This is a genomic window from Spirosoma sp. KCTC 42546, assembly GCF_006965485.1.
In the GTDB taxonomy this organism is placed as follows: Bacteria; Bacteroidota; Bacteroidia; order Cytophagales; family Spirosomataceae; genus Spirosoma.
Genome location: NZ_CP041360.1, coordinates 3,054,019 through 3,068,219 on the forward strand (window position 1 = coordinate 3,054,019; position 14,201 = coordinate 3,068,219).

Here is a 14,201-nt window from a genome sequence, read left to right on the forward strand (position 1 = left end):
GCACTCTCTTATTTACTCAAATCTTTATGAACCCCTTACTAGTATGACGAGAAGTATACACCTAAAAAAGGTTCTCTTTAAGGCCATGACGACAACGGTTGTACAATTACTACTCTTCGGTCTTGCCTACAGTTTGTCGTTTGCCCGAGACACGCACGCTCAGGAAATACTGAATAAAGAAGTAAGCCTGAAAATGGAATCGACCGAAGTTTGGAAAATTCTGAACCGGCTCGAAAAGCAGACGGATGTTAAGTTTGTGTATAGTACGAACAGCATTCGGGCCGACCAGAAAATGTCGGTGAACGTATTGAACGGGAAGTTATCGAAAGTGCTGGATGAATTACTGACTCCCCTTCGGATTTCGTATGAAGTAGTTGGTACGCGGATCTTGTTGCGTAAAAAATCGACCGAAAACTCCTCATTTTCCTTGCCGTCGATTACAACGATCTCACTTCCAGCGGTGGCTAGCGCCGATCAGACGGTGAGCGGAACAATCAGTGATGAAAAAGGCGAAGTTTTGCCCGGCGTAAGCGTGGTGATCAAAGGCACCCAGCGCGGTACAACAACCGATGCCAAAGGGCAGTACCGGATTAACGTACCCAATGGATCAACAACCCTGATTTTCTCCTTTGTTGGCTATCTGCCTCAGGAAATTGTGGTAGGGAATCAAAGCCTTATCAGCGTAACGCTCAAGGTTGATTCCAAGTCGCTGGAAGAGGTTGTAGTTGTTGGGTATGGCACCCAAAAGAAGGTTAACCTGACTGGCGCCGTTGATCAGGTAACGAGCGAAGTGCTTGATAATCGTTCGTTACCTAACCTGAGCCAGGGCTTGCAAGGAACAATTCCCAACCTCAATTTAGTGATGGGCGATGGGAAGCCCATTCAATCGCCGACCTACAACATCCGCGGGACAACCTCCATTGGGCAGGGCGGTAGTGCATTGGTTCTGATTGACGGGGTAGAAGGGGATCCAAGTCGCCTGAACCCGAACGATGTGGCCACGGTTTCGGTCCTGAAAGATGCCGCTTCTGCCGCTATTTACGGAGCAAGGGGTGCGTTTGGGGTGGTGCTGATCACTACCAAAAGTCCAACGAAAGATCGTACCAGTGTTACCTATTCGGTCAATCATTCCATCAAAAGCCCAACCACCGTTCCAAATTACGTAACGAATGGATTCCTGTTTGCCAAGATGTTCAATGAAGGCTGGTCGGCCTGGAACGACTACTCGCAAACGCCCCAGAATATCAACAAAACGGTAAAGTTTTCACCCGCATACCTGACTGAACTGGAGCGAAGGAACAACGATCCCAGCTTACCCAAGACTGTAGTTGATCCCACAACGGGCGAGTACGTGTATTATGAAAACACCGATTGGTATGGCGAACTCTACAAGAAAAACACCAGTGCCACCGAGCACAACCTGTCGTTTTCCGGGAGCAGTGGTAAAGCTGATTTTTACGTAACAGGTCGTTATTATTCGCAGGATGGCATTTTCAAGTATAATTCCGATGACTACCGGATCTTAAGCTTACGGGCCAAAGGTTCTGTTCAGGTATTTCCCTGGTTGAAGATTGGCAACAATGCCGATTTCTCGTCCATGAAGTACCACAACCCACTCAACGTTGGAGAGGGGGGCAGCATATGGCGTAACATCTCGGATGAAGGCCATACGGTTGCCCCCATGTTTAACCCCGACGGAACCTTGAGTTACTCGGCGGCTTATACAGTTGGGGATTTCTGGTATGGCAAAAATGGGATCAATATGGATAAGCGCGTGTTTCGGAACACGGCTGACTTCTCCACCAAATTCTTCGATGATAAATTTCGGGTGAACGGGAATTTTACCTTCCAGACGACCGATAATAATGAATTTCGGACGCGGGTACCCGTACCCTATAGCCGCAAACCGGGGGTGATCGAATATGTGGGGACCAACTACAACGACCTGCAGAACATCTATCGTGAAACGAACTACCTGGCAACAAACCTCTATGCCGAATATGAGCCTCGGTTCAGCCCTAATCATTACGTAAAAGTATTGGCCGGGTATAACTACGAGCAGTCGACATTTAAGCGGCTCGAAGTGGTTCGAAATGGTTTGATCTATGAAAATGCAACGGATTTAAACCTGGCCCTGGGGCAGTCGATCACAACCAGTGGTGGCTCCGAAAAATGGGCGATTGTTGGCGGGTTTTATCGGCTTAACTACTCGTTCAAAGATCGTTATCTGCTTGAGCTGAATGGCCGCTACGACGGTTCATCAAAATTCCCGACCGATCAACGCTATGCCTTCTTTCCCTCGGTTTCGGCGGGTTGGCGCGTATCGAACGAGTCGTTCTGGAAAGTATCGCCAAAAGCCATTACGGATCTAAAAATCAGAGGTTCCTATGGCTCGTTGGGGAATGGTAGTATTGGCTCGTATGCGTTTCAGGAGCAATTCTCTATTTCGCAGTCGGCTCGGGTGCTCAATGGGGTTAAACCACAGAAAACCGGTCAGCCAACGGTTATTCCCGATGGCCTGACCTGGGAAACGTCCACCACGTCTGACCTTGGTGTTGATCTGGGTATGCTGAACAATCGCTTAACCTTCACGGGCGATGCGTACATCCGTAAAACAACCGGCATGTTTACCGCAGGGATGACCCTACCTGCCGTTTTCGGAACCAGTGTACCCAAAGGTAACTATGCTGACTTAACCACAAAGGGCTGGGAAGCGGTGTTGACCTGGCGGGATAAATTTCAGGTGTCCAGCAAGCCATTTAACTATGAGGTACGCCTGACAATGTCTGATTATCAGGCAACAATTGATAACTATAACAACCCAACCAAGCGCCTGACTACCGACAATTCGACCTATTATGTTGGGCAAAAACTGGGCGAGATCTGGGGCTATGAAACCGCGGGCTATTTCACCTCTACCGATGATGTGGCTAACTCACCCAAACAAAATCTGTATAAGGCGTCTAACACGGGCCAATGGCTACCGGGCGATATTAAGTTTAGAGATATAAACGGCGATGGCGTCATCAATTACGGCGATAACACGGTTGGTAACCCCGGCGACCGTCGCATCATTGGTAACTCGACACCCCGTTATACCTACGGTATTATGCTGGGTGCCGATTATAATAACTTTTTCTTCTCAGCTTTCTTTCAGGGCGTTGCCAAACAGGACTGGTGGCCAGGTTCCGAAGCGGGGATTTTCTGGGGGCAGTATAACCGGCCCTATAACAAAATACCGGAGTGGCAATTAGGCAACATCTGGTCGGCCGATAATCCAAATGCGTACCTGCCTCGTTACCGTGGCTATGTGGCGCAGAACTCTGCGGGTGAGTTAGCACAGGCACAGACGAAATACCTTCAGAATGCGGCTTACCTGCGGATGAAAAATATTCAGGTGGGCTACAATCTACCTCGAAAACTGATCCAGAAAGTAGGTATGAACAGCGCTCGTGTGTTTGTATCAGGCGAAAATCTACTGTCATGGTCACCCCTGTACAAGATCACCCGGGACCTGGATATTGAAAATATTGGCCGGTCCGACACGGTCTTAAACCCTTCGTCAAGTAGTAGCGATCCTAATAATGGCAGCAGTGGAAACGGGAATAACTACCCAATTCTGAAGAGCTTCACCATGGGTTTATCCGCTACCTTCTAACCTAATAACAACGATTATGAACACAAGATATAACTGGGTTTTTCTGATTGCCCTTTTTCTGGTTGGCTGTAGCGAACTGGAACAGGTACCCCAATCAACAGCGTCTAAAGGCGCCGTTTTCAGCAGCACGGGTGGCCTGGATTTATACGTAAACTCATTCTACGATAATTTGCCTTCGGGTGCCGACATCATCCGAAGTGATGAAATGGCCGATTATTCGGTCAGAACGCAGATTCCCGATTTTTTACGAGCGGGTGCGTATGGCCCTCAGCAAAGTACGGGTTGGGATTGGACGCCCCTGCGTAACATTAACTACTTCATTGCCAACTGTAACAGCCCCAGTGTTCCGGCCGATACACGTCGGCACTATATTGGTCTGGCTCGCTTTTTCAGAGCCTATTTCTACTATGAGAAAGTGAAGCGCTTTGGCGATGTTCCCTGGATCGGTAAGGCCATGAATGTGGATGATCCGGATCTATACAAAGGTCGGGACCCTCGGGCTATGGTAATGGATTCGGTACTGGCCGATCTGAACTTTGCCTGCGACAATATTAGAACCACCGGCGATAATACGCGGAGCCTGATTACCAAGTACGTAGCCTATGGCTTAAAATCAAGAGTTTGTTTATTCGAGGGGACTTTCCGCAAATACCACACTAGTTACAATCTGGGCAGCACTGCCGAAAAATGGCTTACCGAAGCCGTCAATGCATCGGACAAAGTCATGAAGGAGGGCGGGTTTAGCCTCAATGAAAGCGGTGGGACCGAAAAATCCTATCGGCAACTGTTTACCAACAACGCGCCCGTTACCAATGAAATCATGCTGGCGGCTGTGGCCGATGCCACGCTGAGCGTGTACAATGATGCTAACTGGTGGTGGACCAGTGCCACCTATGGTGCTCGGGTAAGTTTGAACAGAACCTTCGTCAATACGTACCTGAACATCGACGGGACACCCTTTACCGACAAAGCAGGCTACCAGACACTGACCTTTATGGACGAAGTGAAAGGGCGTGATAAGCGCCTGCAACAGACGATCCGGATGGGCAATTATACTCGTACAAACGCAGGTGCTGTTGAACCCGCTCCGCCCGTTTTTTCCTACACCTATACAGGTTATATGCCCATTAAGTGGTCATTGGATGATACCTATTACGATGGGGGCACGCGTAACATCAACTCCATCTCTATGATGCGGTATGCCGAGATTCTGTTGAACTACGCCGAAGCCAAAACCGAACTGGGTACACTAACCAATGATGACTGGACCAAAACGATTGGCGCGTTACGGAAACGGGCAGGAATTACGACTGGCTTAACTACGAAACCAACCGTTGCGGATTCGTATCTGAAGGCCAACTATTTTCCGGATATTTCAGACCCAGTTCTATTGGAGGTTCGTCGGGAGCGGGGTATCGAGTTGGTGCTGGAAGGCTTCCGGTTTCCCGATATTATCCGCTGGAACCGTGGGCCTTTGATGGAACAGGAGTGGAACGGGTTTTATGTGCCCGCTTTGGATAAGCCCCTGGATTTGAATGAGGATGGTAAGAATGATGTCGTTTTTTATAAAGTGAAACCAGCCACGCAATTACCAGGCGTAACCTATGTTAGTGTAGCGGAAACGGTAAACGGAGTTGTGAATCCACAGCGACTGAAAAACGATACCTATGGGGAGTTAACCTGGCTTAGTAATATTCCCCGAAAATGGGATGAGAAGTTCTATCTCTATCCCATTCCATCCAACGATTTGCAGATCAATCCGAAGATCGGTCAAAACCCAGGTTGGTAGAATTCGATTCGTTTGTGGTTTTGTACTAGCAATTGCCTGCCAAGACCTATTCCAAAACCACAAACAATAACCTTTTAAACTCAAGTTAAATGCGTGTATTGATTTTTATTCTGTTCAGTAGTTTGTTTATCAGCGAATCTTCGTTTGCCCAAAAAGATACCCCGATTACGGTGGCTACTTACAACCTTCGCTACGATAACAAAGGCGATGGGATCAATGCCTGGCCTAATCGGAAAGAGAATGTGAAAGCCCTGGTGAAGTTTCACGAATTTGATCTGTTTGGAACCCAGGAAGCCCTGCGTAATCAGTTAAACGACGTTGCCGAACTCAACGAGTTCGCCTTTTTAGGTGCTGGTCGCGATGATGGCAAAGAAGCGGGAGAACACTCGGCGATATTTTATAAAAAAGATCGGTTTAAACCCCTGCAATCGGGTAATTTCTGGCTGAGCGAAACCCCCGACAAACCCGGCAAAGGCTGGGATGCTACCTGCTGCAACCGCATCTGTTCCTGGGCAAAATTCAACGACCTGAAGACGAAAAAAGAGTTCTACTTTTTCAGCGTTCACTTCGATCACCAGGGCGTTGAAGCGCGTCGGCAATCGGGAAAGCTGATGGTTGAGAAGATTAAGGAAATCGCGAAAAATGTACCCGTAATCCTCGTCGGCGATTTTAACTCAACGCCCGAAACGGAACAGATTAAAATGATACAGACGCTCCTGAGCGATGCGCATAACGTAACGGCTACACCACCGTATGGACCAGAAGGTACCTTTAATAGCTTCAAATTTGATGCGCCGATGCAGAATCGGATTGACTACATTTTTGTCAGTAAGCAATTCGATGTACTGAAATATGGCGTCCTGACTGACGCAAAAGAACAGCGATATCCGTCTGACCATCAGCCTGTTATGGTGAAAGTAATTTTGAAATAAAAGTCTGCTATAGGTTGGTTAACGCAAAAAAGCGGAGTATGTACACTCCGCTTTTTTCTGTTTATGATTGCACTGCCAGGCTGGCTTATTTTTCTACCAAACTCGGAACCCCAATCCAGCGCTGGGCTACGTTCAGCGTATACTCCACAAAAGCCCGTGCGGTTCGTTCGTAGACTTCGTGGCCGTTGAAATGACCATGTTCATCCAGATTTTTATCCGTTTCGTGCGATTCGTAGAGCTTAGGTGAAACGATGGAGTAGCTACTGGTGAAACTGATAATCTTGTTCACCACGGTTGTCATATCCAGAGCCGGTTGCCGACCTCCACGGCCGTTCGAGATTCCCACCATAGCAAACACCTTGTTATCGAAGAGATGTTTAAAGGCGGGCCCACCCAGTTGGTGAATGGCGTTCGTAGCCTGTGGGGGAGCTGTCCAGTTGTACTCCGGCATGGCAAAAATGACGAGATCAGCCGCTTCCCAGGCGCTAATAAGTTCGTCCTGGAAAGGAGTAAGCGAATCTTTTTTGACCGATCCCTGACCGACTAATGGAATATCGTAGTGCTCAAAATTTACAATCGAAACCTCATGCTGACCCTCTTCGGCCAGAATATGCCGGAGGTAGCTGACAAAGCGAAGCGAGTTGCTATTTTTGCGTGATGAGGTGGAAATTAGGGTGATTTTCATTGTGATAGGTCATCAATTCAAGTTAGTTATCAAACCCCAGCCTTACTGCTTTAGTTTCGTAACCGAATGCAACGCTTCCGGACTATATTGGGTCTATTCACCATTGTACTGTCAACCACTACACCTATGAAGCTCTTCCTGTTGCTTATCGTCCTATCTGGTGCTGTATACGCACAGGTTCCCAGCACAGTAGTGCGCCGGGATTCGTTGCCCGACGTTTTCCCGCCAGACCTGATGCCGAATGCACGACCCAACAATTCATTTTATCGAAACCCCACGGATGCCAAAAACGTGATGCGGGCAACGCTGGATAATATGCCGATTAAAGTGCCGGACTCATCTACGAATTATACCATGATGCGCTCATTCCAGCCCTACAGACAACCCCAGGGACCACCGCAGTTTATAAAACCTATGCCGCAGGTCGTGCCGAAGAAGTTTAGATAAGGTTAAGCTAGTTAGCTATTACGCCAAAGCCTGCGCCAAATCAGCAATTAAATCGTCGGCGTATTCCAGACCAACTGACATGCGGAGCAGGTTTTTGGGCGTTATGCTAGTGGGGCCTTCTGCGCTGGCCCGATGTTCAATCAGGCTTTCAACGCCCCCCAGACTCGTAGCTCTGGTAAACAGGTTTAGCTTGCCAATAAATCGGATTGCCTCTTCGGGACCGCCTTTTACCTGAACTGACAGCATAGCTCCGGGACCATTCATTTGCTGCTGAACCAGCGCATGGCTAGCGTGACTGGCCAGTCCTGGATAGTGCACCTTTTCTACTGCTGGGTGACTTTCCAGAAATTCGGCGATAGACTGTGCCGTGAGGCTTTGCGCCCGTACACGAACGCCCAGCGTTTTAATCCCCCGGCTAATCAGCCAGCAATCAAAAGGCGACGGTACTGCTCCCGACAGCCCCTGTAACTGTCGAATCCGTTGCGCAAACTCATTGTCTTCTTTAAAAATCAGGGCACCGCCCAATACGTCACTGTGCCCACTCAGGTATTTGGTGGTCGAGTGCATAACTACATCGCAGTTGAAGTCGAATGGGCGTTGCAGTACGGGCGTAGCCCAGGTATTATCGCACACACAAATGGCCCCCATCTCATGCGCTAATTGGCTGACGGATAGCAAATCAGTGATGTCGAGCATCGGGTTTGATGGCGTTTCGCACCAGACGACACGGGTGTTTTCGTGAATAGAGGCTTTTACTGCATCAAGATCGCTCATGTCTACCCGCGTGTACGTCAGACCCCAGGGATGAAATACCTGTTCGAGCAGGGCAGGGGTGCCGTAATAGGCATCCGTTGACAACAGCACATGATCACCAGGACGTAAAGCCTGAAATAGGGTCATTGTGGCTGCCTGTCCTGACCCGAAGGCCATACCTACAGCTCCCCCTTCGAGGGTCGCGAGTGCCTTCTCCAGCGCTTCCCGGGTTGGGTTGTTCGGGCGGGTGTAGAGGTAGTGGGCCGGCAACTCGTTGGCTTCGTTGCGGGCATAGGTTGTTGACAAATAAATGGGAGGCACTACAACTCCCGTGACTGGGTCGGGCTGGTGCGTAGCGCGGAGGGCGAGCGTATCGAAGTGCATAAGCGGACAGAACCGTAAAACGGCTCATTTTTTGTATGCCGAAGTTCTCGGTTTCCGTTGGTAATTCCGCATCAGCGGGCCCAAATAGTTCTCAACGTTTTTCCCACCTTATTTTTCATTGGAATGAACTGGACAAAATGGTCTCTCTGGATCCATATACAACACTGCTGACGACTAAAACGGCTGCGCACTTACTCCGGCGAGCTACCTTTGGCCCAACGCAAGCCGAAATCGCCAATTTCACGGGTTTAACGGCAGCACAGGCCGTTCAACAACTCATCACGAATGCCAATTATTCGCCAGCGCCACCTGTTGACCTGGACCATGATCAGCCAACCGCCGGGCAGACCTATTTAAATAAGCCATTTAACCATGCCCGAAACTTCGATTTTGGGCATTACCTGCGCTGCTGGTGGCTGGGGCTGATGACCTCGCAGGCAGCTCCTCCCAGCTTACTTGATAAACTGACACTATTCTGGCAAAATCATTTCGTGACAACCCGCGAAACGGTTGGTGATTACCGGTTCCTGAATCAGTATCTGTTACTATTGCGGAATAATTCGCTGGGCAGTTTCCGAACGCTGGTTACCCAAATCACTAAAGAGCCTGCCATGCTTCGCTACCTGAACGGGAATGAAAATGTGGTAGGGCATCCGAATGAGAACTATGCCCGCGAACTACAGGAACTATTTACCGTAGGGGCGTTTGATTTTACGGGGAATAAGAATTACACCGAAGATGACGTGAAAGCGGCTGCTCAGGTGCTGACGGGCTGGGAGTATACCAACCACGAACTTGACGGCTCAACAAGTTTTGCCACTACGTTCACGGATGCAAAGCATGATAGTACGGATAAAACGTTTTCTGCTCATTATAACAATACGGTCATAACTGGGCGTGCTACCTCGTTACCAGGCACAACGTCAGCGGGAGATGCTGAACTGGATGATCTGGTAACCATGCTGTTAAGTCATCCGCATACGTCCCGGTTCATCTGCCGGAAACTGTACCGTTGGTACGTAAATCCAAATGTTACTCAGACCATTGAAGATACCATCATTGGCCCGTTGGCGCAGGTTTTTCAGGAAGGCAACTTCGCTATCCAACCCGTCATAGTCAAGCTATTAACGAGTCAGGTCTTTTTCGATGAGACTACGATCGGTGCCATTGTTAAGTCGCCCGCTGAGCTGGCCATTGGAGCTATGCGGTTTTTTAATCAGCCAGTGCCCGACATCACCACCGAATACGCAGCGTTTAAAACGTACTTCGACTTTGTGTATTACCGTATGCAGGACATGCAATTGGCTGTTTTAGACCAATCTTCGGTATTTGGCTATGAAGCGTATTATCAAACCGGCTACTCGAAAATCTGGATAAATTCAACCACAATCGGCTTTCGATATGACTATACCGACGCCTACGTTCTCCGATATCTACAAGTCAAACCGGATTATCTGATGGGCATTGATGTGCTGACGAAAGCTACCGCTCTCCAGCCCAATTTTTCAGATGTAGCTGGAACACCTGCCATCTCCAGCGTGGATATCCTGAATGGCTTCACTACGAATCTATTTGTTTACGATCTGCTGCCCTCTCAACGGGATTTTCTGATTGATACCATTCTAATGCAGAACCTACCGCGCACGTCCTGGATTTTTCAATGGAATGCGTACCGGACTGATCCAACAGATGGAGGAGCCCGATATGAAGTACGGTCACGCCTGGAGAATTTGATGAAATACATGCTTCGTATGGCCGAATACCATATTTTCTGATCTGTAGCGATACGGGATAGTGTTGTCTAAATTTAATTCTGTGGTTCTAATGATAATCAGATACGATAGAATCAACAGAACCAAGAAAACTGACGATTAACCCCTTCATTAATTAGCTGGTATGCTTTTTGTTTAGCGGATAAAGGAACTTTATATGTAACACTATATATCATATTTAATGCCTTATCTGTCTCCGTATACGCCTTTATTGACAAATAAGACAGCTGCCCATTTACTTCGCCGAGCCACCTTTGGGCCTACGCAGAGCGAAATTGCCAACTTCACGGGCCTAACGGCTACCCAGGCTGTACAACAATTAATTAATAATGCCAATTATTCACCCCCGGCGCCAGTCGATATTGATGGGACGCAGCCGACTGTTGGGCAGACTTACTTCGACCAGCCCTATAACAATGACCGGAACTCTGATTTCAGCCATTATCTGCGCTATTGGTGGCTGGGATTGATGACTTCCCAAACGTCTCCGCCAAGCTTACTGGATAAACTGACGCTGTTCTGGCACAATCACTTTGTAATAACCCGCGAAATTGTTGAAGACTGTCGCTTTATAAACCGGTATTTACTGCTACTCCGCAACAACGCCCTGGGTAACTTCCGTACACTGGTCACCCAGATCACAAAAGACCCCGCCATGCTCCGGTTTCTGAACGGCAATGAAAATGAAGCAGGTAAGCCCAACGAAAATTACGCCCGTGAGCTTCAGGAACTGTTTACAGTAGGTGCCGTGGATTTTGCGGGGAACAAGAATTACACCGAGGATGACGTAAAAGCCGCAGCCAGAGTGCTTACCGGCTGGCAGTATACCAATTATGAGGAGTATGGTACAATAAGTTTTGACACGACCTTCACGCTTTCCAGACATGATTCAACGAACAAAGTGTTCTCGGAGAAATATAACAACACCGTTATCACGGGCCGATCAGTCAATCCATCGGCTATGGTTACGGCAGGGGATGCCGAGCTGGACGATCTGGTAACAATGCTGCTGAATCATCCCCAAACAGCTCGGTTCATTTGCCGAAAACTCTACCGCTGGTATGTGAATCCAAACGTAACCCAAGCCATTGAGGATAACGTAATTGTACCATTGGCTCAATTTTTGTCGAGCCCGAGTAATAACTATGCTATTCAGCCCGTGATCGTTACGTTACTGACGAGTGATATTTTTTTCGATGATTCGAATCGGGGGTCTATGGTTAAGTCACCGGCTGATCTGGCCGTTGGAACAATGCGCTTATTTAATCAACCCGTGCCGGATATGGCAGGCGAATATGCAGCTTTCAAGACGTATTTCGACTTCATGTTCTGGCGCATGCGCGATATGCAAATGACGCTACTGGACCCGCCTTCCGTACTGGGGTATGAACCTTATTATCAAACAGGCTATTCGAAAACCTGGATTAATGTGACTACCCTTGCCATACGAAGCGAGTTTACCGATGCGTTTATATGGGGAGGCTTTCATGTAAGCCCGGTTTATATTCTGGGTATTAATTTGTTAGCCTGGGCCACGTCTCTACAACCCAACTTTGATGATCTGGCTGGCACGCCCGCCATCACTTGCCTGGATGTGCAGAAGGCTTTTTCAACGAATATGTTTGCCACCGACTTGCTTCCGTCGCAGGTTGATTTTCTGATTGATACCATCATGATGCAGGAGCTTCCGCGCACATCCTGGACGTTCGAGTGGAACGCCTACCGGGCGTTGCCCAATGATGTGGGGAAACGAACGGCCGTGTTCTCCCGATTGCAGAACCTGATGAAATACATGCTTCGCATGGCTGAATACCAGCTTTTTTGAACCCCTAACCCGTTAGCTAAAAGGCATTTTTGACATTTAAACTGATTTTAAACCATGATCTTCGCAGCGCTCGTTCTCTGTATATTGTTTATGATTATATTGATGTATAAACTTATTTTTAATTAATACTGGGAGTGGTCAGTAATACTTAGTCTTTATAGCTATTTTGTTGACTAAGCGGTATGCTTTAGTGTAGACAACAATTAGACGCATGGCTGTATTACTAACCTTATCCTTGAATGCCTTATCTGGATCAATACACAGCTTTACTAACGGCTAAGACAGCCGCCCATTTACTTCGCCGAGCCACCTTTGGGCCTACGCAGAGCGAAATTGCCAACTTCACGGGCCTAACGGCTACCCAGGCTGTACAGCAATTAATCAGTAACGCGAATTATTCTCCCTCGCCACCGGTAGACCTGGACAGTACCAAATCAACGGCTGGGCAGACCTACCTTGATAAGCCGTTTAGTGGTGACCGTAATTTCGATTTTGGCCATTATCTACGCTACTGGTGGCTTGGGCTGATGACCTCCCAAACGACCCCGCCAAGCTTACTCGATAAACTGACGCTGTTCTGGCAAAATCACTTTGTGACAACTCGCGAATTAGTGGATGATTACCGATTTGTGAATCAGTATTTGTTGCTGTTGCGCACTAATGCACTGGGCAATTTTCGAACGCTGGTCACCAAAATCAGTAAGGAGCCTGCTATGCTTCGTTACCTGAACGGGAATGAAAATGAAGTTGGGAAGCCCAACGAAAATTACGCCCGTGAGCTTCAGGAGCTGTTTACAGTAGGTGCCGTGGATTTTGCGGGGAACAAGAATTACACCGAGGATGACGTGAAAGTCGCGGCCAGAGTGCTTACTGGCTGGAAATACACAAATTATTGGGTGGTTGGCTCAACGAGTTTTGCCACGACGTTTACACTCTCTAAACACGACAAGGCTGATAAGACATTTTCGGCAAAGTATGGCAGTACCGTCATTCCGGGTCGATCGGCCAATCCATCGGCTACGGTTACGGCAGGGGATGCCGAGCTGGATGATCTGGTGACGATGTTGTTGAATCACTCCCAAACGCCCAGGTTTATTTGTCGGAAACTGTATCGCTGGTATGTGAATCCAAACGTAACTCAGGTTATTGAGGATAATGTAATTATACCTCTGGCCCAATTTTTGTCAAGCCCTGGTAATAACTATGCTATTCAGCCGGTCATTGTCAAACTGCTAACGAGTCAGCTATTTTTCGATGATTCGAATCGGGGAGCTATGGTTAAATCACCGGCTGATCTGGCCGTGGGAGCGATGCGATTTTTTAATCAGCCCGTACCCGACATGACGACTGATTACGCAGCCTTCAAGACGTATTTCGACTTCATGTTCTGGCGTATGCGCGACATGCAAATGGCGCTTGTTGATCAACCGTCGGTATTTGGGTACGACCCTTATTATCAGACGGGGTATTCGAAAATCTGGATGAATACAACCACCATAGCCCTCCGTAGTGATTACACGGATGCCTATATCTGGCGTTGGCTTCAGGTGAAACCGAATTATAAAATGGGGATCGATTTGCTGGCCTGGGCCACTACCCTCCAGCCGAATTTCTCTGATGTAGCGGGAACCGCAGCTATTAGTTGTGTGGATGTGCAGACAGCCTTTTCAAAAAAACCTGTTTGCCAGTGATCTGTTTCCGTCGCAAGTCGATTTTCTGATTGATACCATTATGATGCAGGGCATTCCGCGCTCATCCTGGACCTTTGAGTGGAACGCTTATCGAACCGCTCCAACGAATACGAGTAAAAAGAATGCGGTTTTGTATCGATTGCAGAACCTGATGAAATACATGCTTCGCATGGCTGAGTATCACATTTTTTAGCCTGGTGTGGTGAAGAGGTGGAGTGGGTGTAGTAGGTGGAGTGAGTGGAGTGAGTGCAGTAAGTGGAGTCAG

Annotated in this window: 8 protein-coding genes and 1 pseudogene; 7 read left to right on the forward strand and 2 right to left on the reverse strand. The window is 48.2% G+C overall.

Annotated elements, in window-relative coordinates; genetic code table 11:
• The first annotated feature begins 43 nt into the window (after positions 1-43).
• The 3 genes from EXU85_RS12330 to EXU85_RS12340 all read left to right on the forward strand — a co-directional run bounded on the left by EXU85_RS12330 (position 44) and on the right by EXU85_RS12340 (position 6,379).
• The gene (locus EXU85_RS12330) at positions 44-3,658 is read left to right on the forward strand and encodes a TonB-dependent receptor (protein ID WP_246859538.1); all 3,615 of its coding nucleotides are present in this window, start codon (positions 44-46) and stop codon (positions 3,656-3,658) included.
• Between the two features lie 16 nt (positions 3,659-3,674).
• On the forward strand, positions 3,675-5,447 hold the full coding sequence (locus tag EXU85_RS12335; protein ID WP_142772368.1) for a RagB/SusD family nutrient uptake outer membrane protein: 1,773 nt from the start codon (positions 3,675-3,677) through the stop codon (positions 5,445-5,447).
• An 89-nt stretch (positions 5,448-5,536) separates the two neighbouring features.
• The gene (locus EXU85_RS12340; protein WP_142772369.1) at positions 5,537-6,379 is read left to right on the forward strand and encodes an endonuclease/exonuclease/phosphatase family protein; all 843 of its coding nucleotides are present in this window, start codon (positions 5,537-5,539) and stop codon (positions 6,377-6,379) included.
• Between the two features lie 85 nt (positions 6,380-6,464).
• Here EXU85_RS12340 and EXU85_RS12345 read toward each other — a convergent pair whose 3' ends face one another.
• Complete coding sequence (locus tag EXU85_RS12345; RefSeq protein WP_142772370.1) at positions 6,465-7,064, reverse strand: NAD(P)H-dependent oxidoreductase; 600 nt, start codon at positions 7,062-7,064, stop codon at positions 6,465-6,467.
• A gap of 66 nt (positions 7,065-7,130) precedes the next feature.
• On the opposite strand from EXU85_RS12345, the gene EXU85_RS12350 reads away from it, so the two are divergent.
• Complete coding sequence (locus EXU85_RS12350) at positions 7,131-7,511, forward strand: hypothetical protein (protein WP_168207779.1); 381 nt, start codon at positions 7,131-7,133, stop codon at positions 7,509-7,511.
• A gap of 18 nt (positions 7,512-7,529) precedes the next feature.
• On the opposite strand, the gene EXU85_RS12355 is transcribed toward EXU85_RS12350, so the two are convergent.
• Entirely contained in the window at positions 7,530-8,648 is a 1,119-nt protein-coding gene (locus EXU85_RS12355; RefSeq protein WP_142772372.1) for a PLP-dependent aspartate aminotransferase family protein, read from the reverse strand.
• 137 nt (positions 8,649-8,785) lie between these two features.
• Between EXU85_RS12355 and EXU85_RS12360 the strand changes: the two genes are divergently transcribed.
• The 3 genes and pseudogenes from EXU85_RS12360 to EXU85_RS12370 all read left to right on the forward strand — a co-directional run bounded on the left by EXU85_RS12360 (position 8,786) and on the right by EXU85_RS12370 (position 14,129).
• Positions 8,786-10,423, forward strand: coding sequence for a DUF1800 family protein (locus EXU85_RS12360; protein ID WP_142772373.1), 1,638 nt, complete (start codon positions 8,786-8,788; stop codon positions 10,421-10,423).
• Between the two features lie 178 nt (positions 10,424-10,601).
• A complete protein-coding gene (locus EXU85_RS12365; protein WP_142772374.1) occupies positions 10,602-12,245 on the forward strand; it encodes a DUF1800 family protein in 1,644 nt (547 codons plus the stop codon).
• Between the two features lie 239 nt (positions 12,246-12,484).
• Positions 12,485-14,129, forward strand: a pseudogene (locus EXU85_RS12370) (DUF1800 family protein).
• Positions 14,130-14,201 lie beyond the last annotated feature (72 nt).

What these genes read in the sequence shown, in the direction of transcription:
- EXU85_RS12330 (WP_246859538.1), top strand. Translation starts at nt 44, where the DNA reads ATGACGAGAAGTATACACCTAAAAAAGGTTCTCTTTAAGGCCATGACG.
- EXU85_RS12335 (WP_142772368.1), top strand. Translation starts at nt 3,675, where the DNA reads ATGAACACAAGATATAACTGGGTTTTTCTGATTGCCCTTTTTCTGGTT.
- EXU85_RS12340 (WP_142772369.1), top strand. Translation starts at nt 5,537, where the DNA reads ATGCGTGTATTGATTTTTATTCTGTTCAGTAGTTTGTTTATCAGCGAA.
- EXU85_RS12345 (WP_142772370.1), bottom strand. Translation starts at nt 7,064, where the DNA reads ATGAAAATCACCCTAATTTCCACCTCATCACGCAAAAATAGCAACTCG.
- EXU85_RS12350 (WP_168207779.1), top strand. Translation starts at nt 7,131, where the DNA reads ATGCAACGCTTCCGGACTATATTGGGTCTATTCACCATTGTACTGTCA.
- EXU85_RS12355 (WP_142772372.1), bottom strand. Translation starts at nt 8,648, where the DNA reads ATGCACTTCGATACGCTCGCCCTCCGCGCTACGCACCAGCCCGACCCA.
- EXU85_RS12360 (WP_142772373.1), top strand. Translation starts at nt 8,786, where the DNA reads ATGGTCTCTCTGGATCCATATACAACACTGCTGACGACTAAAACGGCT.
- EXU85_RS12365 (WP_142772374.1), top strand. Translation starts at nt 10,602, where the DNA reads ATGCCTTATCTGTCTCCGTATACGCCTTTATTGACAAATAAGACAGCT.